20 protein-coding genes are annotated in these 24,608 nt (G+C 36.5%); 11 read left to right on the plus strand and 9 right to left on the minus strand.

Features of this window, described 5'->3' with window-relative positions:
- Positions 1–47 precede the first annotated feature (47 nt).
- From mreC to rodA, 4 genes are read left to right on the plus strand one after another with little or no spacing between them, the layout of a single operon-like run.
- Positions 48–872 (plus strand): rod shape-determining protein MreC, encoded by an 825-nt coding sequence (gene mreC, locus LB076_RS02085; RefSeq protein WP_066335366.1) that lies wholly within the window; start codon positions 48–50, stop codon positions 870–872.
- A complete protein-coding gene (locus tag LB076_RS02090; RefSeq protein ID WP_066335368.1) occupies positions 865–1,371 on the plus strand; it encodes a rod shape-determining protein MreD in 507 nt (168 codons plus the stop codon). The genes mreC and LB076_RS02090 overlap by 8 nt, the downstream gene beginning before the upstream one ends.
- Positions 1,368–3,314: a penicillin-binding protein 2 gene (gene mrdA, locus LB076_RS02095; protein WP_066335369.1), complete on the plus strand. Its 1,947-nt coding sequence runs from the start codon at positions 1,368–1,370 to the stop codon at positions 3,312–3,314. The genes LB076_RS02090 and mrdA overlap by 4 nt, the downstream gene beginning before the upstream one ends.
- 19 nt (positions 3,315–3,333) lie before the next feature.
- A complete protein-coding gene (gene rodA / locus LB076_RS02100) occupies positions 3,334–4,569 on the plus strand; it encodes a rod shape-determining protein RodA (protein ID WP_066335373.1) in 1,236 nt (411 codons plus the stop codon).
- A 26-nt stretch (positions 4,570–4,595) separates the two neighbouring features.
- Here the strand turns inward: rodA and LB076_RS02105 are convergent, their stop codons facing one another.
- Genes LB076_RS02105 through LB076_RS02115 form a run of 3 tightly spaced genes read right to left on the minus strand, consistent with a single transcriptional unit; the run spans position 4,596 to position 8,793 of the window.
- Positions 4,596–5,429, minus strand: coding sequence for a DNA/RNA non-specific endonuclease (locus LB076_RS02105; RefSeq protein ID WP_066335378.1), 834 nt, complete (start codon positions 5,427–5,429; stop codon positions 4,596–4,598).
- Positions 5,430–5,453: 24 nt separating this feature from the next.
- Positions 5,454–6,560, minus strand: a complete 1,107-nt coding sequence (locus tag LB076_RS02110; protein ID WP_066335379.1) for an ABC transporter permease — start codon at positions 6,558–6,560, stop codon at positions 5,454–5,456.
- 16 nt (positions 6,561–6,576) lie between these two features.
- Positions 6,577–8,793 (minus strand): carboxy terminal-processing peptidase, encoded by a 2,217-nt coding sequence (locus tag LB076_RS02115; protein ID WP_066335381.1) that lies wholly within the window; start codon positions 8,791–8,793, stop codon positions 6,577–6,579.
- Between the two features lie 206 nt (positions 8,794–8,999).
- Between LB076_RS02115 and surE the strand changes: the two genes are divergently transcribed.
- Genes surE through LB076_RS02140 form a run of 5 tightly spaced genes read left to right on the plus strand, consistent with a single transcriptional unit; the run spans position 9,000 to position 13,736 of the window.
- Positions 9,000–9,779, plus strand: coding sequence for a 5'/3'-nucleotidase SurE (surE, locus tag LB076_RS02120; RefSeq protein ID WP_066335382.1), 780 nt, complete (start codon positions 9,000–9,002; stop codon positions 9,777–9,779).
- On the plus strand, positions 9,772–10,044 hold the full coding sequence (locus tag LB076_RS02125) for a hypothetical protein (protein WP_066335383.1): 273 nt from the start codon (positions 9,772–9,774) through the stop codon (positions 10,042–10,044). The genes surE and LB076_RS02125 overlap by 8 nt, the downstream gene beginning before the upstream one ends.
- Positions 10,045–10,054: 10 nt before the next feature.
- Positions 10,055–11,167 carry a lipid-A-disaccharide synthase gene (gene lpxB / locus LB076_RS02130; RefSeq protein ID WP_066335386.1) on the plus strand — a complete coding sequence of 371 codons (1,113 nt, stop codon included), beginning with the start codon at positions 10,055–10,057 and terminating at the stop codon, positions 11,165–11,167.
- Positions 11,168–11,171: 4 nt separating this feature from the next.
- Positions 11,172–11,669 carry a C40 family peptidase gene (locus LB076_RS02135; RefSeq protein WP_066335388.1) on the plus strand — a complete coding sequence of 166 codons (498 nt, stop codon included), beginning with the start codon at positions 11,172–11,174 and terminating at the stop codon, positions 11,667–11,669.
- 36 nt (positions 11,670–11,705) lie between these two features.
- Positions 11,706–13,736 (plus strand): ComEC/Rec2 family competence protein, encoded by a 2,031-nt coding sequence (locus tag LB076_RS02140; protein ID WP_066335390.1) that lies wholly within the window; start codon positions 11,706–11,708, stop codon positions 13,734–13,736.
- A gap of 4 nt (positions 13,737–13,740) precedes the next feature.
- Here the strand turns inward: LB076_RS02140 and LB076_RS02145 are convergent, their stop codons facing one another.
- From LB076_RS02145 to LB076_RS02170, 6 genes are all read right to left on the minus strand, one after another.
- Positions 13,741–14,196 (minus strand): hypothetical protein, encoded by a 456-nt coding sequence (locus tag LB076_RS02145; RefSeq protein WP_066335392.1) that lies wholly within the window; start codon positions 14,194–14,196, stop codon positions 13,741–13,743.
- Positions 14,197–14,285: 89 nt separating this feature from the next.
- The gene (locus LB076_RS02150; protein ID WP_066335394.1) at positions 14,286–14,756 is read right to left on the minus strand and encodes a thioredoxin family protein; all 471 of its coding nucleotides are present in this window, start codon (positions 14,754–14,756) and stop codon (positions 14,286–14,288) included.
- A gap of 38 nt (positions 14,757–14,794) precedes the next feature.
- A complete protein-coding gene (locus LB076_RS02155) occupies positions 14,795–16,336 on the minus strand; it encodes a peptide MFS transporter (protein WP_066335395.1) in 1,542 nt (513 codons plus the stop codon).
- A 33-nt stretch (positions 16,337–16,369) separates the two neighbouring features.
- A complete protein-coding gene (locus LB076_RS02160; RefSeq protein WP_066335398.1) occupies positions 16,370–17,884 on the minus strand; it encodes a peptide MFS transporter in 1,515 nt (504 codons plus the stop codon).
- A 26-nt stretch (positions 17,885–17,910) separates the two neighbouring features.
- The gene (locus LB076_RS02165) at positions 17,911–19,425 is read right to left on the minus strand and encodes a peptide MFS transporter (RefSeq protein ID WP_066335400.1); all 1,515 of its coding nucleotides are present in this window, start codon (positions 19,423–19,425) and stop codon (positions 17,911–17,913) included.
- Between the two features lie 7 nt (positions 19,426–19,432).
- Positions 19,433–21,601, minus strand: a complete 2,169-nt coding sequence (locus LB076_RS02170; RefSeq protein ID WP_066335406.1) for a S9 family peptidase — start codon at positions 21,599–21,601, stop codon at positions 19,433–19,435.
- Between the two features lie 651 nt (positions 21,602–22,252).
- Between LB076_RS02170 and LB076_RS02175 the strand changes: the two genes are divergently transcribed.
- Positions 22,253–23,569 carry a hydroxymethylglutaryl-CoA reductase, degradative gene (locus LB076_RS02175; RefSeq protein ID WP_066335409.1) on the plus strand — a complete coding sequence of 439 codons (1,317 nt, stop codon included), beginning with the start codon at positions 22,253–22,255 and terminating at the stop codon, positions 23,567–23,569.
- A 44-nt stretch (positions 23,570–23,613) separates the two neighbouring features.
- Positions 23,614–24,531, plus strand: a complete 918-nt coding sequence (locus LB076_RS02180) for a GYDIA family GHMP kinase (RefSeq protein WP_066335410.1) — start codon at positions 23,614–23,616, stop codon at positions 24,529–24,531.
- Positions 24,532–24,608: the final 77 nt, after the last annotated feature.

A 24,608-nucleotide genomic window follows, 5' to 3' on the forward strand; every position in this document is an offset into this window, starting at 1 on the left:
AAATGCCGACCCAAGGAAATCTTCAACCACTATAATACAAACAAGAAATGCAGCAAATCTTTAATTTCATATTCAAGAACAGTAATCGGTTGCTGTTTTTGTTGTTATTATGCATTTCGCTATCCCTTACTATACAATCCCACTCGTATCACAAAAGCAGAATAATTAGTTCGGCTAATTATGTAAGCGGTGGTGTTTATGAAAAAATCCATAATGTAAGCGAATATCTACACCTAAAAACACAAAATGACGCTTTGGCCATTGAAAATGCAAGACTTAAAAGCTTGTTATTTAAAACCAAAGACTCTACTGCAATCCAAAAGTTTCAAAATCTAAAAATCCATGTTCCCGAAGACGTTATGGTCTCCAAGGTAATACATAACTCATACAATGTTCATGAAAACTTTTTGACCTTAAACTCCGGTTCCTTAGAAGGCGTAGAGCCAGATATGGGAGTAATTAACAACCTCGGTATTGTAGGTATTGTAGATAAAACTTCGGCACACTATGCAACGGTAATTAGTATCCTCAATGTAAAATCACAAATAAATGCTAAGGTAAAAAAATCCAATCACTTTGGCTCTTTAGTTTGGAACGGCAAAAGTACTGGTTTTGTACAATTAATTGATGTTCCTAGATTGGCCTCAGTCAGAAAAGGAGACACCATTGTAACTGGAGGACAATCTGTGATTTTTCCTGAAAATATAAATATTGGTACCATCAACAAAGTATATATAGACAACAAAACCAACTATTACACCTTAGATGTCAAGCTCTTTAATGACATGACCAACCTAGGCCACGTGTATGTTATTAAAAGTAAAAATAGAGACGAACTTAATAATTTAGAAAAAACAACGAAAAATGAATAGCACTTTGTTAGTCAATATTTCTCGGTTTATTTTATTATTAACCGTTCAAGTAGTTGTTTTTAACAACATGACCTTTTTGGGTTTTATACTACCCATGCCGTATATTCTCTTTATTATATTGTACCCAGTAAATGGCAATAAATCCGGACTATTGTTTGCTAGTTTTATTCTAGGATTAATCATGGATTTATTTTGTAATTCTGGAGGAATACACGCCACAGCCTGTTTGACACTTGCTTACTTAAGACCTTCAATATTTAAATTTTCATTTGGAGTAAGTTACGAATACCAAACTATTAAATTAAACGATAGCCTAACCCCAGAGCGTTTTTCATTTATACTACTAGCGGTGGTTATCCATCATTTTACCTTATTTATACTAGAGGCTTTTCAGATAAGTTTCTTTTTGGACATATTAGTTCGCGCTTTACTGAGTGCTATTTTTACCATAATCAGTTGCATTATTATAATATACCTTATTAAGCCTAATAAACGATGAGAAAATTACTGCTGCCTTCTTTAATCCTTGTTGCAGCATCTTTGCTACTAATTCGGATTTTCTATTTGCAGGTTATCAATGACACTTTCAAATTAAAATCAGAAAACAATGCCATAAAAATAAAATACGACTATCCAGAACGAGGTTATATCTATGACCGAAATGGCAAGTTATTGGTAGCAAACCAAGCCTCTTATGACATTATGGTAATCCCTAGAGAACTCAAAAACATTGACACCTTAGAGTTTTGTAAATTATTACATATAACCAAAGAAGACTATATTAAAAAAATTGCTAAAGCCAAAGTATACAGCCCTAGACTTCCGTCGGTATTTTTGCCACAATTAAACAAAAGTGAATTTGCTGCTTTTCAGGAAAAAATAAGAAAATTTGAAGGATTTTATTTTCAAAAACGTTCTCTACGGGATTACGAAGTAGATTTTGGCGCCAATATATTTGGTTTTATAACCCAAGTAAACGAACGTTTGATCGAAAAAAACCCGTACTACAACAGCGGCGATTTGATTGGCCGACAGGGCGTAGAAGAAAGTTACGAAACTATTTTGAGAGGAATCAAAGGTGTTAAATATTTTCAGAAAGACAAATACAACCGAGAAATAGGTTCTTATAAAGACGGAAAATTTGATACCATTGCCGTACAAGGTGAAGACATTACCTTAGCTCTAGATGCCGATATTCAGCGGTATGGCGAACAGTTAATGATTAACAAAAGAGGCGGTATTGTAGCCATAGAGCCTCAAACAGGAGAAATACTCGCATTGGTAACCGCTCCATCGTATGACCCTTCTATATTGGTAGGTAGAGAGCGTTCCAAAAACTACACCCTTTTGTATTATGATTCTATAGCAAAACCACTCTATGACAGAGGCTTACTTGCAGAATATCCTCCTGGATCTCCTTTTAAAATCATGACCGGACTAGCGGGATTACAAGAGCAAGTTATTGACGAGAACACTTCTTTTTATTGCTTAGGTCGTCGTGGCTTTATGGTTTCAAGAGGACACTTTATGGGTTGTCATAGTACGGCTGGTGCTTTTCAGTTGCATAATGGTATTTACCAGTCTTGTAACACTTATTTTGCCAATGTTTTTATTAATTCTATTGATAAAAATCGCACCCCTAATAAATCCATTGACATATGGAGCAACCATATAAAGAGTTTCGGACTTGGTGAATTTTTAGGATACGATTTACCTACAGGTAGAAAAGGGAAAATTCCCGATTCCAAAACCTATAAAAAAATGTACCCAAATTGGCAATGGAGCGGTAGAACCGTAGTATCCAATTCTATTGGACAAGGAGAAGTTTTAACTACGCCAATTCAGCTAGCAAACATGATGGCTGCTGTAGCCAATGAAGGCTATTATTATACCCCTCACATCATCAAAAAAATTAAAGGAGGTACCATTGACCCTAAGTTTACGGTAAAACACCAAACCAGCATTGACAGAAAATATTTCAAACCAGTAATACAAGGCTTGTATGATGTATATAATCTGGGAACAGCAAGAAGCTTACGCGTAGAGGGAATCCCTATTTGTGGAAAAACTGGAACTGCCGAAAATTTTGCCAAAATTGATGGCAAAAGAGTCAAACTAGAAGACCACTCTATATTTGTAGCCTTTGCGCCCAAAGATAATCCCAAAATTGCCATAGCCGTTTTGGTAGAAAATGGAGGGTATGGAGCGGCAATTGCGGGCCCAATAGCTAGTTTAATGATCGAAAAATATTTGCGAAAAAAAATAACGCGAGTAGATCTAGAAACCCGAATTTTAAACATCAGTCTTAAAGACCGCTACGCAAAATTAGGAGGCATGAAAGAAGGCAAAGCTATTGAATCTACCCCAAAGACAGAAAACACCAAAGAAGCGCCCAAAACAACCAACAATACCGCCGTAAAAGACAGCACAAAGCAAAACTAAAAAAAGATATTCATTTCGAATGAAAAATCAAAGCATCAAGAAAAACCTAGACTGGACCTGTATTCTCATATATTCTGCATTAGTGATTATGGGCTGGCTTAATATTTATTCGTCCTCTCTTTCGGCAACAGACGATACGTCTCAAAAGCAACTGATATTTATATTGCTTACCATTCCGCTTATTTTTGTTTTATTGGCATTGGACGGTAAGTTTTACGAAAAATATGCCAGTATTATTTTTGGTGCTGCATTACTGCTACTAGCTGGGTTGTTTCTGTTTGGAAAAACCATTGCAGGCCAACGCTGTTGGTATGCTATTGGCAGTTTTACCTTACAACCATCGGAATTTGCCAAAGCAGCCACTTCACTTGCTCTAGCTAAATTTTTGAGTGATTCTCAGATTAATTTAAAAGAAACCAATAGACAATTTCAGGCATTGGCAATCGTTTTCTTGCCTGTTCTTTTGATTTTGCCACAGCCCGATCCAGGTAGCGCGCTTATTTATAGCGCCTTTATATTAGTATTGTATCGAGAAGGACTTCCTTCTTGGTATGTATGGACTGGTTTTATAGCCATACTGCTTTTTATCCTTACACTTGTATTTGAGCCATTGTACATAATTTTAATTGCATTGGCTATCCTCTTGTTTTTATATTATAAATCCAGACTAGGAGATCGTAATGCAGTACTTAGCGGTATTATTTTTGCACTGATCTCAGGCTTTGTTTTATCGGTAGATTATGTATTTAATAACGTATTCAAACAACACCACCGGGATCGTTTCAATATTTTATTAGGCAAAACAGTAGATCTAAAAGGCATCGGATACAACACCAACCAATCCGAAATTGCAATTGGATCTGGAGGATGGCTCGGAAAAGGCTTTCTGGAAGGCACTCAAACCAAAGGTGGCTTTGTTCCAGAACAGCATACGGATTACATATTTACAACCGTAGGAGAAGAATGGGGTTTTGCGGGATCACTAGTTGTAGTGGGGCTATTTACTGGTTTATTATTGCGTGTCATCTATCTTGCTGAAAGACAAAAAACAAAGTTCAGTAGAGTATATGGCTATTGTGTAGCAGGAATACTTTTTGTGCATTTTTTTGTTAACATAGCAATGGTAGTAGGTATATTTCCTACCATTGGAGTACCACTTCCATTCTTTTCTTATGGAGGATCTGGACTTTGGGGTTTTACTATTTTGCTTTTTATCTTTCTAAAAATGGATGCCAATAAAGTAAATGAATGGTAACCATTGAGACCAAAGCAGTGCTTTGATTAAAAAGCCCATGCTTTATAACTGCTATTTTGTTCCAAACTATCTTCTAATTGGTCTTCCAATTTAGGAAAAAAATCTATGCCCGTTCTTTTTTCAATAGCATCTACAGACACCACAAAGCTATACAAAGGCTTATCACTCTTTTGATTCGGGATTAAAAAAGCAATCATTTTATAATTTCCGTTCGAGTCATCCAAGATAATTTTATAAAAATAATCTGGCACCAATACTTTTTGTTTTCCAATGGTTTTGCGGGTATTATTTAAAACTCCCGCAGTAACCACATAAACACCATCATACTTTTGTGCCCAATAACGTACTTTTTGCTCTAAGCGATTCCAGACTCCTGCATTAAAATCATGGTTTTGAGGTGCTATATTGGAGGTATAAAAAGTATCGTTATAGGCATCTTTGGCAAACTCCATATCTGCAGCTGGGCAAAGATGGCCTTTATCATAGCCCGAATTTTTATAGTTTCTCCAATCCGCAGACTGGGATTTCACCATCGGATCCTCTATAAAATAGGGTCTTTTAAAATCTTTGTTCACTATATAACTCTTTTTGAGTTCATAAGCCAACCATTCTGCCTGTTCTGCTCTTTCGTTGTAAGACAGTGTATAATATGGGTGTTTTATTATAGAATTAGTGGTAGAGGTGGGCAAATAATCCAAACTTTCCGATAACAGTATTTGGCTGCCCATGGAGGAACTCTTTTGACTACTGCTTGTCTGGCTACTAAAGGAAGAGGGATTGTCTGATTTTATTTCTTTTTTGCAAGAGCTTAAAACAGCAACTATAAATAGTACTTTTATAAATTGTAAGGGTGTTTTCATGCTATATTTTTTATAACTATTAAATTATTGTTTTACATCTAAGGCGTCGCGCAGGGCATTCCCCATCATCATGAAGGCCAAGGTTAGAGCCATAATTGCCAAACCAGGAACCATCGCCAGATAAGGCTTGCCCAAAATAATGTAACTATAATGGTCTTTAATGATGCTACCCCAACTCGGGATGGGTGGTTGTGCTCCTAATCCCAAAAAACTCAGACCACTTTCCACTAATATCGCACTAGCAAAATTGGCTGCAGATATAACAATTACAGGTGCCATAATATTGGGCAAAATATGGTTAAATACAATTCTAAAATCACTAAAACCTAAGGCTCTTGCAGCCGTTACATACTGCATTTCTTTGGCGCTAATTACCTGCCCTCTAACCACACGCGCTACCTCCACCCACATGGTCAAACCTACGGCCACAAATACTTGCCAAAAGCCTTTGCCTAAAGCAAGTGTAATTGCAATAACCAACAAAAGTGTGGGTATAGACCAAATAATAGTAACAATCCACATAATAAAAGCATCTATTTTGCCTCCAAAATAGCCTGCTATAGCGCCAAAAAACACCCCCACAATCAGCGAAATAACCACTGCAACTACCCCTATTGAAATGGATACTCTAGAGCCAATGATCATTCTACTCAACAAATCCCTACCATATTTATCGGTGCCGAGATAAAATGTTTTTTTGGTTATATACTCCTGTGCTACTTGTTTTGTGGATGCCAATCCCAAAAAGGCAGACAAAGGAACTTCTTTGGTTATTACTAAAGAAGGCACATCAGAATAAGCCGTGTAAACAATTGCATCTTCTTTGAGAGAATAACCCGAAATAGGTATTTCGGTTGCACTATTGGCTTGCCCAAAAAAATAATCTGCAAACTGTTTTTTTTGTTTTTCTTCTAAAGGAATAGCAAGCATTTGAACTTCAAAACCCGGAGGCTTAGAATGAATAGATAAATGCATTTGATTGGCATTCTTGGAAGCATCTGGAGCCAAAACGTACGCAAAAATTGCCACCATTACTAAAATAAAAATGAATGCAAAACTAAAAACGCCCCAAAAATTTTTTTTAAATTTTTGGAGCGCAATAGCAGTTAAAGATTGTGTTGTATTATTCATTTAGGGTTTTAAAATTCTAGGATTTTGCTAATTGATCGTCCTTTTGTTTGTCTTTTTTTTGTCTGGCTAAGTTTCTTTTTTGGTCTACACTAGTTTGTAAGTCGTCTAGAACATTTAAGGCTTCTTCAATATAGATATCTTTAGCTAAACTCTCATGCCAACGTACTCTTTTTTCTTTTAAACTGGCATCTTTGTCCATCTCTTGCATCTCATAAGGCAAGGAATTAAATACCAAACCGTTTTTATATTGAGTCAACGGACGGTATTTTTTGGCCTTTTCTTCTATTTGGCTTTGTGTCAATTTAAATTTTTCCATGTTTAAGCTGTAGGTATTATCGTTGCTACGGCTATCTATCCATTTGGCATTTTCTTCAATTAACTGAAACTGCGGATTACTAGCAATCCGTTGTTTACTATTATTAATTGCTAGGTTAAATCGTTGGGTTTTGTTCCAGAGGGTATACGTAGCGGGATCAATTTTGTCCCACGGCATGGCATTATCTACATCACGCTCACCCATTTTTAAATAAGCATATCGGTCTGGCATTACTACATCACTACTAACTCCTTCGAGTTGGGTAGAACCTCCGTTAATTCTATAGAACTTTTGGGTCGTTGTTTTTAATGCGCCCAAATCACCAATGGTATTGCTTCTGATAAATTGGTTTAGATCTATAACATTCTGAACCGTTCCTTTTCCGTAGGTTTGTTTACTTCCTATAATGATCCCTCGTTTATAATCCTGAATTGCTGCTGCCAATATTTCGGAGGCCGAAGCAGAAAAACTATTCACTAAAATTACCAATGGACCATCCCACTCAATTTTTTTGTCTTTGTCATACAAAACTTCTTTTTTTCGGCCCGACGATTTTATCTGCACAATAGGACCTTGTTCTATAAACAATCCTGCAATATCTACAACCGTAGATAAAGAGCCACCGCCATCATCCCTAACATCCAAAACAATTCCGTCTACTGCAGCTTCTTTAAATCGCTCTACTTCTAGGGCAATATCTTTGCCAGCATCTCGGCCATCTTTGTTCTCAAAATCGATATAAAATTTAGGCAAATAAATCACGCCGTATTTCAAACCATTTTTCATAACCACACTAGACTTAGCATAGGTTTCTTCAATTTCGACAATGTCTCTAATTATAGAAATAATTTTTATGGTCCCATCTACTTTTTTAACCGTAAGGCGTACTTCGGATCCTTTAGGACCTTTTATTTTTTTGACTACATCATCCAGACGCATGCCCACAATATCCACGGATTTATCCGCACCTTGAGCTACTTTCATAACAATATCGCCCGCCTCTAGCTCTTTGCCTCTCCAAGCTGGGCCTCCGGATATGAGTTCCGAAATTTCTGTATAATCATTCTTTTTTTGCAAACGGGCACCAATACCTTCTAGTTTTCCACTGATACTTACATCAAAACGCTCTTTTTCTTCTGGAGCAAAATAATTGGTATGTGGGTCAAATCGGGCAGTAATCGAGTTGATATAAACCGAAAACCAATCCTGTCTATCCAAATCATTCATAAAACCAAAATATTCGTCTAATGATTTTTTGGCATTATCACGGGTTTCTTTTTCTAATTCTGCATAGGTTTTAAACGCATCTTCGTTAACTACTTTTTTTGCAGCCGGATCCGGGTTTTTTTTGGCATCTTCATTTTTTGCTTTTAAACGATCGGTCAAAGAGGATAATGTGGATAATTTGATCTGCTTGCGCCATCTTTCCTTTAACTCCGTACTGTTTTTAGCATACAATGCTTTTTCATAATCGGTATTAAAAGACTCCTCCTCTTTATAATTAAATGGTGCTTTTAAGACTTGACTATAAATGTTTTTGCTCTCTTGCATTCTTTTCATCAAACGAGTGTAGGTAAGATTAAAAAAACTCAAGTCTTTCTGTAATAATTGGTTGTCTAATTGGGTTTCAAACTTGGCAAATTCGTCTATATCCGATTGCAAGAAAAACCGCTTAGAAGGATCCAAGGCCTGAATGTAATCTTTGTAAATACCCTTCGAAAAATCATCGTTGATTTCTGCTGGACTATAATGGCCTTTTTCTACCACAAAGGTCAACAATTCTAGCAATAGCTTGTCTCTATCTGGATCGGGTTCGTTTCCGGATTTAATTTTAAATGCAAACAATGTTACCGAGAGTAAAACAATTGTAAGGAGTATTTTATAATTTCTTTTCATAAAGATAATAATTGTATTCATCCATTTTTTAAACTAAGTTACGGTAAAAACTATGCCAGTTATCTGGACCGCTCTATAAATTTTTGTTAAAGATATAAAAATGTTTTTTTGTTTTAGCTTTAATGGCTGATGTTAATAAATTTTGCTTCCTTTGTTTCTAATTCTATCCTAGGATCCTCTTGGAGGATATTGGGATAAATTACAACTAAAATTTAAATTAAAAAAATATGTCCAAAAAAAAACCATTAATATTAGTGACAAATGATGATGGAATTACTGCACCAGGAGTACGTGCCTTGATCGCAGTTATGGCAGAAATTGGAGACGTATTGGTAGTTGCTCCAGACAAACCACAAAGCGCCATGGGCCATGCCATTACCATAAACAACACTTTGTATCTCAACAAAATATCCAAAGAAGGAGACGCCATCACGGAGTATAGTTGCTCTGGAACACCTGTAGATTGTGTCAAGTTGGCCGTAAATGAAATTTTGAAAAAAAAACCAGACCTATGCGTATCTGGTGTAAACCATGGCTCTAACTCATCGATAAATGTTATTTATTCTGGCACAATGAGTGCTGCTGTGGAGGCAGGTATTGAGGGAATTCCTGCCATCGGATTTTCGCTTTTGGATTACGATTGGAATGCGGATTTTGATACCATAAAGCCATTTATAAAAAAAATAACCCAAGAAACCCTAGCCAACGGCTTACCAAAAGACGTTGTTCTGAATGTCAATTTTCCAAAATTAAAGAAAGAAGACATCAAAGGAATCAAAATTTGCCGTCAAGCGAAAGCCATTTGGTCCGAAAAATTTCACAAAAGAATCACCCCACAAGGCAAAGACTATTACTGGTTAGCCGGAGAGTTTGTCAATTTGGATCAAGGCCAAGACACCGACGAGTGGGCATTAGCAAATGACTATATCTCTGTGGTCCCGGTACAATTTGACCTCACAGCCCACCACAGCATCCAACAACTTAATACCTGGAAATGGAATGAATAAAAAAGAATTACTCTACGGTTTTTTATTAGGCGTATTGGGCACCTTGCTAGGGAGCTACCTCTTTGTGACCCTATTTACAGAATATAGCTTTTGGATAGGATTCCAAATAATGAAATCGCAAGGAGCATTAGGCAAACTAATTACCTTAGGCTCTATACCCAATCTGGTTCTTTTTGCGGTATTATTACGACTCAACAAAGAACAAAGGGCACGTGGAGTGGTCTTTGCTTTATTGGCTATAACCCTAATTACGGTACTACTTTAAAACATTCTAAATGAAATATTATATCCTAGCTGGCGAAGCCTCCGGAGATTTACACGGATCTAACCTTATTAAACAAATTATACAACAAGATAAAGAGGCGCAAATACGATGTTGGGGAGGAGATTTAATGCAAGAGGCTGGAGCAGAATTAGTCTCGCATTACAAAGAGCGTGCCTTTATGGGATTTGCCGAAATACTCAAAAACCTATCCTCTGTTTTAAAATTTATTCGCTTTTGCAAAAAAGACATTGCTGCTTTTAATCCCGATGCTTTGGTGTTTATTGACAATTCTGGTTTTAACCTGCGTATCGCTAAATGGGCAAAACCAAAGGGTTTTAAAACCTTTTATTACATCAGTCCGCAAGTTTGGGCCTCCAGACCCGGAAGAGTAGAGACCATCAAAAAAACCATTGATCACATGTATGTGGTCTTGCCTTTTGTAAAACCTTTTTACAAAAAACACCATTATGACGTTACTTATGTAGGACACCCGCTCTTAGACGCTATTGCCAACCAAAAAAGTGTGGACCCAATACTTTTTAGACAAGAAAACCAATTATCTAACAAACCAATAATCGCCTTACTGCCCGGAAGCCGAAAGCAAGAAATCACAAAAATGCTAGCCGAAATGCTACAGATGGCACCCCATTTTCCGGAGTATCAATTTGTAATTGCCGGAGCACCAAGTCAAGAATATGCCTTTTACAAACCATTTATTACCCACAAAAACATTGGCTTTATTAGCAACAAAACCTACGACTTATTAAAAATTGCCACTGCTGCATTAGTAACCTCTGGAACAGCAACATTAGAAACCGCTTTATTCAAAGTGCCCGAAGTAGTTTGTTATAAAGGAAATTGGATTTCATACCAAATTGCCAAACGTATAATCACCCTAAAATACATCTCCTTAGTGAATTTAATAATGGACAAAGAGGTCGTTAAAGAATTAATACAAGAGGATTTTAATTCTAAGAACATTCAAAAAGAACTTGCTAAACTTCTCGAGCCCCATTACAGACAAAAATTACTTGCCGAATACGAATTGCTGGAGCAAAAATTAGGCGGAAAAGGTGCTAGTGAGAAAACAGCCACACGGATCATTCAGGAATTAAAAAAATAAAAACATGAAAACGGTTTTTTATTGCATTGCTATTTTAGTGTTTTTTAGCGCCTGTAAATCCAATACTGGCATTGCAAATGCTAACTCTAAAAAGAAAGAAAAAACCAACTCAGGCTTAGCCGAATCCATTGTTGCTTCTGCCCTGCAAAATTTAGGCATTGGTTATAAAACGGCTGGCACCACCAAAGCGGGTTATGATTGTTCTGGACTTGTATTCACGGTATATGGCAACCACAATATCCAACTCCCTAGAACGTCGCTACAACAATCTAAAACAGGATTGTTTTTAGGAACTGACATTTCAAAAGCAAAAAAAGGCGATCTTATCTTTTTTAGAACCAACAACCAATCGCCAATCAATCATGTTGGAATAGTAACTGCGGTAGAGGATCAAGAGTTAATTTTTGTACACAGCTCCACCTCAAAAGGCGTTATTCTATCTTCAACCAAACAACCGTATTACAAAAAAACATTTGCTCAAGTAAACAGAGTCGTGTTTTAAAGCAGTTATATAGTTAAAATTCTGTACTTTAGAACTATGAAAGTACTTCAATATCCTTTAACGCCTATTACAGTCTTTTTTATATTAGGAATTCTGCTTGCTAATATGGCAAACATAAATCCCAATACTATTTACCACTGGTTTGGCATGGCTATTACCCTACTAGTTGCTGCTTGTTTAATTTCTATTAAAAGAGCTATAAATCCACTTTATTTTTTGTCAAGCGTTTGCTTACTTGCACTTGCACTTGGAACCATTGCACAACTAAGCCATTCTAGCAATTCACAAAAACACCATTACAACCACCACCCTACCGCTTTTAGCCAGACGCAAGAAATAAAACTGCTGGTGCGCGAAAAACTAAAAAACACGCCGTATCACGATCGGTATGTAGCATTACTAACCCAAATAAACGGGCGTAATGCTACCGGCAAAATAATCGTACAGGTTACAAAAGATAAAAAAGTACCGGGTTTAATTCCAGGAAGCAGTCTGAAACTCCAAGGCAGACTACAAAGACATAAAAAAACGCTACATCCAAATCAATTTGATTATGGTAAGTACTTAGATAGCAAGCAAATTCATGCACAACTTTATACCAACTACGCCAACATAGCCATAGGTACGGAGTACCAAAAAGACCTTTGGTATTATAGTGCCCTATTGCGAAACAAAATTGTCCAAAACCTTAAAGAAAGTAATTTTAACCAAACCGAATTAAATGTAGCCACGGCTTTGATATTGGGCCAAAAACAAGAAATAACACCCGAAATCCTACAAGATTACAGATACGCTGGTGCCACACATATTTTATCGGTTTCCGGATTGCATGTTGGTTTTATAGTAGTGCTGCTAAATTTTGTTCTAAAACCATTTGGCAACAATCCAAAGGGACGTTTGATAAAACTACTTTGCACTCTTTTCTGTCTGTTTTTCTTTGCTTTATTAACCGGATTATTGCCTTCGGTGGTGCGCTCGGTAACTATGTTTTCTTTTGTTGCAATAGGATTGTTTATAAATAGAAAAAATGCTATTTATTACACTTTAGTCGTCTCTTTGTTACTTATTTTAGTTTGCAAGCCTTCGTTTTTATTTGAGGTAGGTTTTCAACTTAGTTATCTCGCCTTATTCTTTATTGTCTGGCTGCAACCCACTCTTTCCAAAATTGTGACACCCAAACAGAAAATAACCCGTTATGTTTGGGATCTTTTTACCGTAACCTTAGCAGCACAATTAGGAACTTTACCGCTAAGTATTTATTATTTTCATCAATTTCCGGGACTGTTTTTTGTGACCAATTTAGTTGTTATTCCGTTGGTAAGTCTCATTATGATTTTGGGTATAAGCGTGATGTCTCTGGCAGCAATCGGCTACGTTCCTTTTATCCTTTCTAAACCATTAGAGTATGGAATTTATGGCTTAAACTACCTTATCAGCACTATTGCATCCCTAGAGCAATTTATACTTAAAGACATACCCCTAAACCTGGAATTAATGCTTGGTATGTATTTAGGGATAGTAACTTTGGTTATTTGGATCAAAAACTACAAATACAAGCAGCTAATTCTGGTATTACTTGCCATAATAGGAGTACAAATTACCTACTTTAAAACCCAATGGCAGATCCAGAAACAACAAGAGTGGATTGTTTATAACATAAACCGAAGTACTCTGATTTCGAGCCGAAAAGGAACTAAAATTTCGCTCTACGCAAACCAAAAAACTATCGCTGCAAAGCAAAAGGTTCTTAAACCATATCAAATTGCTCACTTTAGTAGCATTCAAAACATCCAAAAAATACCAAATTTTGCTTATTTTAACAAACACAAAATAGCAATTATAGATAGCTCCGGAGTATATATCCAAAACAGCCAACCAGATGTGCTGCTGCTAACGGCATCTCCCAAAATAAATTTAGAAAGAGTACTACAATTACTACAACCTAAAGTTATCGTTGCAGATGCCTCCAATTATAAATCCCTACAAAACCAATGGAAAGAAACTTGCAAAAAACAAAAAATCCCTTTTCATGCCACTGCCGAAAAGGGATTTTTTATTCTGAAATAAGGTTTTATTCGGATGATCTTGCTAAAATTTGTTTGGCATCCGAAATCCAAGATGCAACTCCTCCGGCTTTGTAGCCAATTTTACCTATCAATTCATAATTTATTTTGCTCTTCGTTACGCGTACATTTGCAAAACAAATAGTAGGTAAGTCTTGGATTCCAAATGCCGCTTTTAAGGCTAAATTGCGTTGCAAAAATTCATTGGAGGTATCCTGAGTCAAATCTAATTTAACTAAAACAACCGCATCTCTTGACCAAATAGCAAAATCTAAGGTATTTAGAATCTGCACATCTAATAGGCCTTTGTTTACAGTTGCATCTGTAAATAAAAGCAACATGGGCTTGCGTTGTTTATTACTTATTGTTATAGCTTCACTAATATTGGTGTTCCAATTTAAAATTTGAGCATGCATACTACACGAAAACAATAAGAAAAGTAAAAAAAGGGATTTCTTAATCATAGCGTTTGTTTTTTGGATTACTATAAATATAGTAAAAAAAACAATTATTTAACAATTACATATCCAATTAATTACATACGCATAAATATTTAGCGCTTTTTTTTATCTAAAATCTTAGTTGCTACTGCCAACCATGCTTCTGGACCACCAGCCACATAGCCAGTACTACCTAAACCTTGAAAATTTACTTTGCCATCTGCTGCTTTTACTGCATTGGCAAAGTGAATGGTAGGAAATCCTTGAATACTAAAGGCCATTTGCAAATTGCTATTTTGGGCTTTCAACTCCGGGGTTTGCTCTATAGCTCTTGGATAATCTAATTCTACTAAAACCACATTTTCCTTGGCCCATTTTGCAAACGTATCCGTTTTTAAAACTTCTTTTTGCAGCCGAATACACCAGCCGCACCAATCACTACCCGTAAAGAACAACAACATAGGTTTTTTCTTCTTTTCGCTAATTTTGATAGCTTCTTTAACATTGGTATGCCAAACTAACTCCTGTGATTGCGCAAATTGCACTCCAAAGACCAATAATAATAGGATACAAAATTTTTTCATTATAGTTATATTTTATACAATTTAATACAAGGCAGGTGTTATTTTACACCATGCATTAATTTTTTCATCACCGGAGAAAGCGCAACCATTATTAGTCCTGCAGCAATAGGTATGATGGTAAATATCAAAAAGAAAGTAGACAAACTATATTGTGTTGTAATTTTTTCTATCATTCCTCCCATAGATCCTGCAATTTTATTTCCCATACCAATGAATAAGTAATACACACCAAACATGATGCCAATCCATTTGGCCGGAACTAATTTACTAACATAAGATAATCCTACTGGAGAAATACATAACTCTCCTATAGTATGAAAAAGATATGCTGCTATTAACCAAAACATACTCACTCTAACTACAGATTCTGTATTGATACCCATACTTCCGTAAGCCAAAAAGCCAAATCCCAAACCTAACAAGGTAAGTCCTAGACCAAACTTTAGTGGTCCCGAAAGATTGTATTTACTCTCCCACCATTTTGAAAAAACAGGAGCAAGAACCACTATAAATAAAGAGTTTAATATCCCGAACCAGGTTGCTGGAACTTCCGTTCCGGTAGAGTTATACTCTCTTGCAACTTTCCAAAGTACAATACCCCATATAATTACAAAACTTATAGATAAAATTAGATTACCTATAGAATATTTTTTGAAGGTTTTAGAAAACAATTTAATTAAAACATACGTAATAATTAACAACGGTACTATGGTCAATAACGTATCGGCAATTTTAAACATAGAGGCACTGCTTCCAAACAATTCTCTTTGGGTGAATTTTTCGGCAAAAATAGTCATCGATCCTCCAGCCTGCTCAAACGAAGCCCAGAAAAAGATCGTAAACACGGAAAAGATCAATACAGCAATAATTCTGTCCCGAACCACATTTGCTGGTATGTTTTCTGAGGCGGCTTTATCTTTAGACTCTTGTTTAGATGCAGCAGTTGGTTTAAGACCTATAGCACCAAAAATATTCTGAGTAAAGTAAAATTGTAACATTCCAAAGAACATAAAAATTCCGGCAAGTCCAAATCCCCAACTCCAAGATATTTTTTCACCAATATAACCACAAATCATGATTCCTAAAAAAGCTCCGGCATTAACTCCCATATAATACAAAGAGTATGCTCCATCTTTCTTTTCCGGGTGGGACTCGTAAGCATACGAAATAATAGAAGTCATATTTGGCTTGAACAAACCATTGCCCGCAATCAAAAACCCAATACCTATGTATAAAAACAGTGGGGTTTCGAATGCCATTGCTGCATGCCCTAAAGTCATTGCAAATGCTCCTAAAATAACTGCCCAACGATATCCTAAATATTTATCGGCTAGATAACCTCCTATCACTGGCGTAAAATAAACCGACATGGTGTACGTTCCGTATAAACCCAAAGCATCTTCTATACTCCAGGCCCAGCCCCCTTTGGCTATCGAAGACGTTAAGAACAAAACCAACAAGGCACGCATGCCGTAGTAAGAAAATCGTTCCCACATTTCTGTAAAAAACAAAACAAACAATCCTGCAGGGTGTCCTAAAACAGGGTCTTTAAAAAATTGATCCGTGGTATCTTGACTCATATATATTAAATTAAAATTGTATTAATCCCGTTATTATTTTTCATTATCCTCAGCACCGTGAGTCAAACGTTTTAGGGGTTTTAAAAGCATCAAAAACAAAGCCCCCACTATAATGGTAAATAGTAAAATGCCTAAAAAAACCGTGTATTCTCCTAAATCACTAGCCGATTCGCCTATAATACCTGCTACTTTATTTCCTAAACCAGTTGCTGCAAAATAAACTCCCATCATCAACGAAGCATATTTTACAGGAGATAGTTTTGTTATAAAAGACAAGGCAACCGGCGAGATGCATAGCTCTCCAATGGTATGAAACAAATACGCCATAACTAACCACAACATACTAGAAGAACCTGATTTGCCAAATTCTTGTGTGGCAAAAACCATAAACAAAAACCCAAATCCCATAATTATAATACCAATGGCCATTTTAAAAAGAGACGAAGCTTCGGATCCTTTTAATTTGCGTTTAGCCCAGTAAGAAGCAACAATAGCTGCAAAGATAATAATAAATGCTGCATTTAGACTCTGAAACATCACCGTTGGCACCTGCATTCCAAATAAAGCTCTATCGGTTTTGGTCTCTGCATATAAATTCATCAATCCTCCTGCTTGTTCATAGGCACCCCAAAAGATAATCACCATAATAAACGAAAGCAGCAAAACTAAGAAACGATCTTTATCAATTTGCGAATCTAACTCTTTGTAAATCATCATCATTAAGGCAGTGATAACTGTTAGAAACAAAAACAACACACCAAATCCCCAGCCTAAAGAATACCAACCCACTAAAGATAACAGGGTTAAAACTATGGTAAAGAACAACTGTTTTTTGGAAATCAATAAATTTTGAAAAAGAGCCCCATAAGAACTCTCATCTACCGCACCCACTTGTTGCACCTCTAGGTTGCCAACTTGGCTTAAATATTTTTGTCCCCAAACATATACCACCAGACCCAGTACCATTGCAATACCTGCCAGACCAAAGCCAGCGTGCCATCCCCATTGCATTACTACAAATCCAATGACCATTGTGGCTAGTAGAGAACCTGTGTTGATTCCGATATAAAAAATACTAAATCCTTGGTCTCTACGGATATCGCCTTGCGCATACAAACCGCCAACCATGGTAGAAATATTTGGTTTTAATAATCCAACCCCTAAAATTACCAATCCTAAACCAGCATAAAAGGCCCATGTATCTGTAATTGCCAACACTCCGTGCCCTATACAAAGCACTACGGCTCCAAGCAAAACAGCTTTTTTTTGCCCTAGGAGTTTATCCGCAATCATTCCTCCGGGAATAGACATTACGTATACCAACATGGTATACCATCCGTATAAGGCTAACGCTTCTTGGCTAGTCCATCCTAAACCGGGACCTCTTGCATCTCCAATGGTTTCTGTGGTCATGTACAGCACCAACAAGGCTCTCATTCCATAATATGAAAAACGCTCCCACATTTCTGTAAAAAACAAGATAAATAATCCGGTTGGATGACCAAATAATGTAGATTTTAAAGGTGCATCTGTGGTTGTGTTTGACATAATTTATTTTTAGGTTAGTATATTTTTTATTTAACTTCTTGCATTAATTTTTTTACGATTGGCGAAATAGCAATTAAAATAATTCCGGCAATTAAGGCATATAGTGCCAAATCTTTATATCCATCGGCATATACCGTTAGTTTTTCGAGGTTGGTAGCGTTTTCTGAAGCTTCGGCAATATTTGCTCCTAATAGTCCCGCAAAATACTGGCCATAGGCACTGGCCAAAAACCACATCCCCATCATTACGGCCTGGGTTTTGTTTGGCGAAAGCTTAGTCATTACAGACATTCCTATCGGAGACAAACAGAGTTCTCCAAATGTAATTATAAACCATCCAAATGTAAATAAATCCAAAGAGGTTTTTCCGGTGGCATCTGCAAAAAATTTAGTGTAATAAAACACATAAAACCCTCCTGCAAGAAACAAAAAGCCCAATCCGAACTTTACAACGGTATTGGGTTCTATTTTTCTTTTGTGCATCCAAAGCCAAACCAAACCAACCAGGGCAGCAAAAGCAATAACAAAAAAGGAATTGGCCGAATTATTGACTCCGTTAGGATCTAACGGGATTCCTAGAACGGTATTGTTTAAATTGTGAGCAGCAAACAAGCTCAAGGAGCCACCGCTTTGTTCAAAAAACGCCCAAAAAAAGATAGAAAAAACAATAAAGACCAAAGCAGCCATTAGTTTTTTGTTTTCTGCAACAGAAAAATTTCTCATCTCATAAAACAAATACAATAGAGAACTCGGCCCGATGATAAACATAAAAATGTCCGTGTAAGCGGTGTTAGAAACCATAGTCATTACCACCGGAATAACAATCAAAGAGCCAATATAAGTAGCAATTTCAAATATTTTTCGTTTGGATTTATTTAAATTAGACAAAGGCGAAAGCCCTATATCTCCTAAACTTTTTTGTGTTTTGGCAAACGTAAGTAAACTAATGCACATTACAATTGCTGCAAAACCAAAAGCAACGTTCCAACGCAAGTGTGCTGGAACTATAGTATTTAGCATCGAGCCATTTGCTACAGCAATACATAAATACCCACCAATTAGTGCCCCTAGATTAACTCCAGCATAAAACAAAGAAAATCCTGCATCTCTACGGTGGTCGTTTTCTTTATATAATTTACCTACCATCGTTGAAATGTTGGGCTTAAAAAAACCAGTCCCAATTATAGTAAAACTTATCCCAAAAAAGAAAAATTCCTTAGGATTGAGGGCCAAAATAACACTCCCAACAATCATTAACAACCCACCCCAAAACAGGGATTTCCTGTATCCCAGAATTTTATCCGCAAACAAGCCTCCTATAAAAGTAAAAGCATAAACGAAAGCCTGTGTTGCTCCGTATTGCAAATTAGCTACTTTGTCATTCATGGCTAGCTGACTAACCATAAAAATAACCAACATGCCGCGCATGCCATAAAAGCTAAAGCGCTCCCACATTTCGCTAAAAAACAAATACCACAATTGCTTTGGGTATTTGCCTTCAAAGTTCTGAATTTGTTGTAACGATGGACTAGTTGTATTCATTGCTGGATTAAAGGTTTGCGTGTATAAAATTGGTCATTTTATTAAACAACTGTATTCTAGTCATGCCACCGTATATTCCGTGGTTTTTGTCTGGATAGATCTGAGAGTCAAACTGTTTATTTGCCTGAATTAAAGCTTCTATCATTTGCATGCTATTTTGCAAATGTACATTATCATCCGCACTACCATGAATTAGCAAATACTTCCCCTTTAGTCCATTCACATAATTAATTGGAGAATTATCTTCATATCCGCTGGCGTTTTCTTGCGGCGTTTGCATATAGCGCTCGGTATAAATGCTATCATAAAACCTCCAGTTGGTTACGGGTGCAACGGCGATAGCCATCTTAAATATATCCGCACCTTTAAACAAACAATTTGAAGCCATAAATCCGCCATAAGACCATCCAAAGATGCCTATTCTGGACGCATCCACAAACGAATACTCTGCCAATACTTTGGCTGCATCCATTTGATCCTCTACCTCATATTTTCCGAGCTGTAATTGTGTTACTTTTTTAAAATCAGAACCTTTAAATCCAGTTCCTCTTCCATCCACACAAGCTACAATATACCCTTGTTGTGCTAACATCATAAACCAATAATCATTGGCGCTATTCCATTTATTGGCCACTTGTTGGGATCCTGGACCCGAATATTGGTACATAAATACGGGATATTTTTTGGTAGGATCCAAATCTTTTGGCTTCATTATCCAAGCATTCAAAGCATTTCCTTTTGGGGTTTTTAGAACAAAAAACTCTTTGGATGGCAAATCATACTTTATTAAATCGCTAGACAATCTAGCGTTATCTTCGATAACCTGTAGCGTTTTGGCAGATTTTGTTGCAACCAAAGTATACACCGTAGGCTGTTCCGTGCTTGAAAAAGCATTTATATAGTATTTAAAGTCTGGACTAAATGTAGCATGGTTAGTTCCTGTTTTGGAGGACAATGTTTTTTTATTTTTTCCGTTCAAGCCGATACTATAAATCGCTCTATTGATCGATCCGTTTTCGGTAGATTGATAAAATATCGTTTTCGATTTTTGGTCCAACCCATAATAAGAGGTTACTTCCCAAGATCCATTGGTGATTTTGGTTTTTAATTGTCCGTTTTTGTCGTACAAATAAATATGATTAAAGCCTTCTATTTCGCTGGTCCATATAAAGCTATTATCATCCAAAAAAGTGAGGTCGTCGGTAATGTCAATATATGCTGGATCTTTTTCGTTCAAAATCACTCGGTGAGCCGCGGTAGTACCGTCAATAAATAATAAATCCAAATTGTTTTGATGGCGATTTAAAACTTGTGCCGACAAAACATTAGCATCATTGGTCCATTGCAAACGAGCTATATAAAAATCCTGGTAATTGTCTAAAGCAACCTTTTGGGTAGTTGTATTTGCCACGTTGTAAATATGCAACGAAACCACTGCATTTTTTTCGCCCGCTTTAGGATATTTGAACGTTTCTATAGAAGGATATAGTGCCGTACCAAAAACGGACATCGAAAATTCCGGAACATCAGTTTCGTCAAAACGGATATAGGCTAATTTTTGGCTGTCTTTACTCCAGTCAAATGCTTTTACAAAAGCAAATTCTTCTTCGTAAACCCAGTCTGTAATTCCGTTAATAATAGCATTTTTTTTGCCATCGGTGGTTAGTTGGGTGCTGGTTTTGGTAGCAATGGTGTAGATAAACAAATTATTATCTTTTGCGTAGGCAATACTTTTGCCATCCGGAGAAAATGTAGGCTCTTGTATCTGAAAATCGAACAATTTTACCAGCTCTTTAGTGTTGGTATGGTATAGATAATAATCCGCCGTAAAAGAATGTCTGAATATTTTTTGGGTATTGCATGCTATCAAAATATTTTTTTCGGAGGCATCCAGTTTGTAGCTATCCATGCTAGACAAGCCCTTGTGGTCTTTGGTATCAATTAATGTGGCGACTTTTTTTAAGGTAGCAAAATCATACAAATCAATCTGCATGGTTTTTGCAGATGTATTGGTATTCAAAACCGTATATTGGTTGGTGTTTTTTAACGATTGTAACGCATCCATGCCTTGAGGCTGAAAGGATCCAGTAAAAATATCCTCTACTGAAATTTTTTGTTGCCCAATAACGGTCCAACACAAAAATAAAAATAAGAACAAAAAGGATTTAGAATTCATAGATTTGTTTTAAAGATAAAAAAGAGCCCAATTTTAGTGAAAATTTTACAATTAGTTTACATTTTGTATGTTAAATATTAAAAAAAAATTAACAACCACGCTCCTTTCAATGCTTAAAAGGCTGTTGTTTGGAACTCAAAAAACCAGGTTCTGACCTCTAATTTGCAAAAATTCGAGAAAGAAAAACGCTGACAACACGGGCAAAAATGGCGTTGTTTCTGCTAAACCTTTTTGGAACTACCCGATAGTTGTAACCAAAAAAACACATAACCAATACAAATACAGACACTTAATGATTTGCAACAAAAACAACTCCCGCCATTTTAAAACGTGTTTTACTAAAACACTACGCCCTTAAAACTCCATGATTTAGAATAAAAATAAAACCCTAATTATTGGTTAGTCCTGCCAATCCACCAACAAAAAAAATTGCATTTTTCTTACTTTAAAAAACCGTACAAACCACCAACGGCCAACTATCTTCTCATGGATTGCACCAAAGAACAACCGTCATTTAAGGGTATAAAACAGAAAGATCGGTTGCTTTTACGGCAGTATTGCTGGCAAGTAGCTTAGAAACTATATAATTTATTGGCTTTTAAAAGTCCGAAATCTGTATCTTTGTTGTAAAACAATATCACCATCATTAGTATGAACCACCCTATTTCTGGATTTTCAAAATTATCCAAAGAAGAAAAAATAAATTGGATTGCTAAAGAATATTTTTCTGCTCCAATCGATGCGGTAGCGTTATTAAAAAACTATTGGAACTCCGACGAAAAACTACAGCAACTACACGATGAATTTATTGAAAACACCATCACCAATTTTTACATTCCTTTGGGCGTTGCTCCCAATTTTTTGATAAACGACCATTTTCGAACAATTCCCATGGCAATTGAAGAGAGTTCTGTGGTAGCGGCAGCAGCCAAAGCAGCAAAATTTTGGTCTAGCCGAGGTGGATTTAAAACCATAGTGAGCAACACCGAAAAAATAGGTCAAGTACATTTTATATACTACGGAGACCCTTCTAAATTAGAACACTTTTTTGCCCAAACCAAAGCAAGGTTTTTTACAGATACCCAAAGCATTACTAAAAACATGCAAAAACGTGGAGGCGGAATTCTATCCATCACCTTAAAGAACAAAACCCATTTATTGGCTAATTATTTTCAGTTGCATGCCACGTTTGAAACAAAAGACAGCATGGGGGCTAACTTCATCAACTCTTGTTTGGAGCAATTTGCAAAGACCTTACAATCAGAAGCCCAACAATACGCTGGGTTTACGCAAGAAGAAAAAAATATTTCGGTTATAATGAGTATTCTCTCTAACTACGTGCCAAACTGTATTGTGCGTGCGGAGGTTTCTTGCCCTGTGGAAGATTTAGAAGAAAAAGGCATTCCAAACCCATTAGAATTTGCCCAACGCTTTGTACAAGCAGTACAGATAGCAGAAATAGAACCCTACAGAGCCGTTACCCACAACAAAGGGATCATGAACGGAATAGATGCCGTAGTGCTGGCTACAGGAAATGATTTTAGAGCCATTGAAGCAGCTATACACGCCTATGCGGCACGATCGGGCACTTACTCTAGTTTGTCTCACGCCAAGATAGAAAACGGGATTTTTAGTTTTTGGCTTGAAGTACCATTGGCTTTAGGAACCGTTGGCGGCCTTACCTCTTTGCATCCATTGGTAAAATTATCTTTAGAAATGCTAGAAAATCCTTCTGCAAAAGAGTTGATGCAAGTGGTTGCCGTAGCAGGTTTGGCACAAAATTTTGCTGCTTTGCGCTCGCTTACCACCACCGGAATTCAAGAAGGCCACATGAAAATGCATTTGAACAATATTCTAAATCAGTGTAACACTACCAATGCAGAACGCGTTGCTATTCAGAATTATTTTAATACTAATGCGGTAACACACAGCGCAGTGATAGATTACATTGCTACACTACGGAACTAATTTTCAAACAAACGTTGCTAATTAAAGCAACACCCCTTTGTACGATGAAAAAAACCTATTACAGTAACGGAAAATTATTAATCACCGGCGAATATCTTGTTTTAGATGGAGCCAAAGCACTAGCCTTACCTACCAAATTTGGTCAAAATTTAATCATTGAAAAAGGGGAAAATCAAGCCATTTATTGGAAAAGCTACGATGTAGACCAACACATTTGGTTTGAAGACAGTATTAGTTTTGCAAGTATTATCACACCACAACAGACAGCAGAACCTTCTGTAAAAACAACCCTAACCGCCATTTTGCACCATGCGTATCTAGCAAATCCGCGTTTTATAGACCAAGCATGCGGATACCAAATAACAACACAGTTGACTTTTCCAAGAAAATGGGGCTTAGGCACCTCTTCTACGTTGATAAATAACATTGCACAATGGCTACAAATAGACGCTTTTAAACTACTTAACGCTAGTTTTGGAGGCAGTGGCTATGATATTGCTTGTGCGCAACACCACTACCCTATAACCTACCAATTACAGCATGGAAAACCTAAGGTAGTAAAGCACTCTTTTGTACCTAGTTTTAGTGACCAAATTTATTTTGTTTATCTCAATCAAAAACAAAGTAGCAAAACAGCAATTGCCAAATACAGAAACCAACACCATCCTGCATTAGAAAAAGACCTGGCATTTATAAATGCAATTACAACCGAAGTTTTAGAGGCATCCAAGATAGAAACATTTGAACATGCTTTAGAAAAACACGAAAGCAAAATGAGTCATATATTACAAACCAGTACTATTAAAGAACTGCTGTTTGCAGATTTTGAAGGCCAAATTAAAAGTCTTGGTGCTTGGGGAGGAGATTTTGTTATGGTTACCTCAAAAACAAATCCTATCCCTTATTTTCAGGCCAAAGGCTACCCTACTGTTTTGAGCTACCAAGAGATGATTTTGACCTAAAGTAAAAGCCTTAAAATAAGACCTAAAAAAACTCGATACTTTGTATCGAGTTTTTTTTGAAATTAATAATAACTACT

The sequence above is a fragment of the Flavobacterium crassostreae genome (genome assembly GCF_001831475.1).
Lineage (GTDB): Bacteria > Bacteroidota > Bacteroidia > Flavobacteriales > Flavobacteriaceae > Flavobacterium > Flavobacterium crassostreae.

Bases quoted from the DNA above. Each gene is read 5' to 3' on its own strand.
- mreC (WP_066335366.1), top strand. From the start codon at position 48: ATGCAGCAAATCTTTAATTTCATATTCAAGAACAGTAATCGGTTGCTG.
- LB076_RS02090 (WP_066335368.1), top strand. From the start codon at position 865: ATGAATAGCACTTTGTTAGTCAATATTTCTCGGTTTATTTTATTATTA.
- mrdA (WP_066335369.1), top strand. From the start codon at position 1,368: ATGAGAAAATTACTGCTGCCTTCTTTAATCCTTGTTGCAGCATCTTTG.
- rodA (WP_066335373.1), top strand. From the start codon at position 3,334: ATGAAAAATCAAAGCATCAAGAAAAACCTAGACTGGACCTGTATTCTC.
- LB076_RS02105 (WP_066335378.1), bottom strand. From the start codon at position 5,429: ATGAAAACACCCTTACAATTTATAAAAGTACTATTTATAGTTGCTGTT.
- LB076_RS02110 (WP_066335379.1), bottom strand. From the start codon at position 6,560: ATGAATAATACAACACAATCTTTAACTGCTATTGCGCTCCAAAAATTT.
- LB076_RS02115 (WP_066335381.1), bottom strand. From the start codon at position 8,793: ATGAATACAATTATTATCTTTATGAAAAGAAATTATAAAATACTCCTT.
- surE (WP_066335382.1), top strand. From the start codon at position 9,000: ATGTCCAAAAAAAAACCATTAATATTAGTGACAAATGATGATGGAATT.
- LB076_RS02125 (WP_066335383.1), top strand. From the start codon at position 9,772: ATGAATAAAAAAGAATTACTCTACGGTTTTTTATTAGGCGTATTGGGC.
- lpxB (WP_066335386.1), top strand. From the start codon at position 10,055: ATGAAATATTATATCCTAGCTGGCGAAGCCTCCGGAGATTTACACGGA.
- LB076_RS02135 (WP_066335388.1), top strand. From the start codon at position 11,172: ATGAAAACGGTTTTTTATTGCATTGCTATTTTAGTGTTTTTTAGCGCC.
- LB076_RS02140 (WP_066335390.1), top strand. From the start codon at position 11,706: ATGAAAGTACTTCAATATCCTTTAACGCCTATTACAGTCTTTTTTATA.
- LB076_RS02145 (WP_066335392.1), bottom strand. From the start codon at position 14,196: ATGATTAAGAAATCCCTTTTTTTACTTTTCTTATTGTTTTCGTGTAGT.
- LB076_RS02150 (WP_066335394.1), bottom strand. From the start codon at position 14,756: ATGAAAAAATTTTGTATCCTATTATTATTGGTCTTTGGAGTGCAATTT.
- LB076_RS02155 (WP_066335395.1), bottom strand. From the start codon at position 16,336: ATGAGTCAAGATACCACGGATCAATTTTTTAAAGACCCTGTTTTAGGA.
- LB076_RS02160 (WP_066335398.1), bottom strand. From the start codon at position 17,884: ATGTCAAACACAACCACAGATGCACCTTTAAAATCTACATTATTTGGT.
- LB076_RS02165 (WP_066335400.1), bottom strand. From the start codon at position 19,425: ATGAATACAACTAGTCCATCGTTACAACAAATTCAGAACTTTGAAGGC.
- LB076_RS02170 (WP_066335406.1), bottom strand. From the start codon at position 21,601: ATGAATTCTAAATCCTTTTTGTTCTTATTTTTATTTTTGTGTTGGACC.
- LB076_RS02175 (WP_066335409.1), top strand. From the start codon at position 22,253: ATGAACCACCCTATTTCTGGATTTTCAAAATTATCCAAAGAAGAAAAA.
- LB076_RS02180 (WP_066335410.1), top strand. From the start codon at position 23,614: ATGAAAAAAACCTATTACAGTAACGGAAAATTATTAATCACCGGCGAA.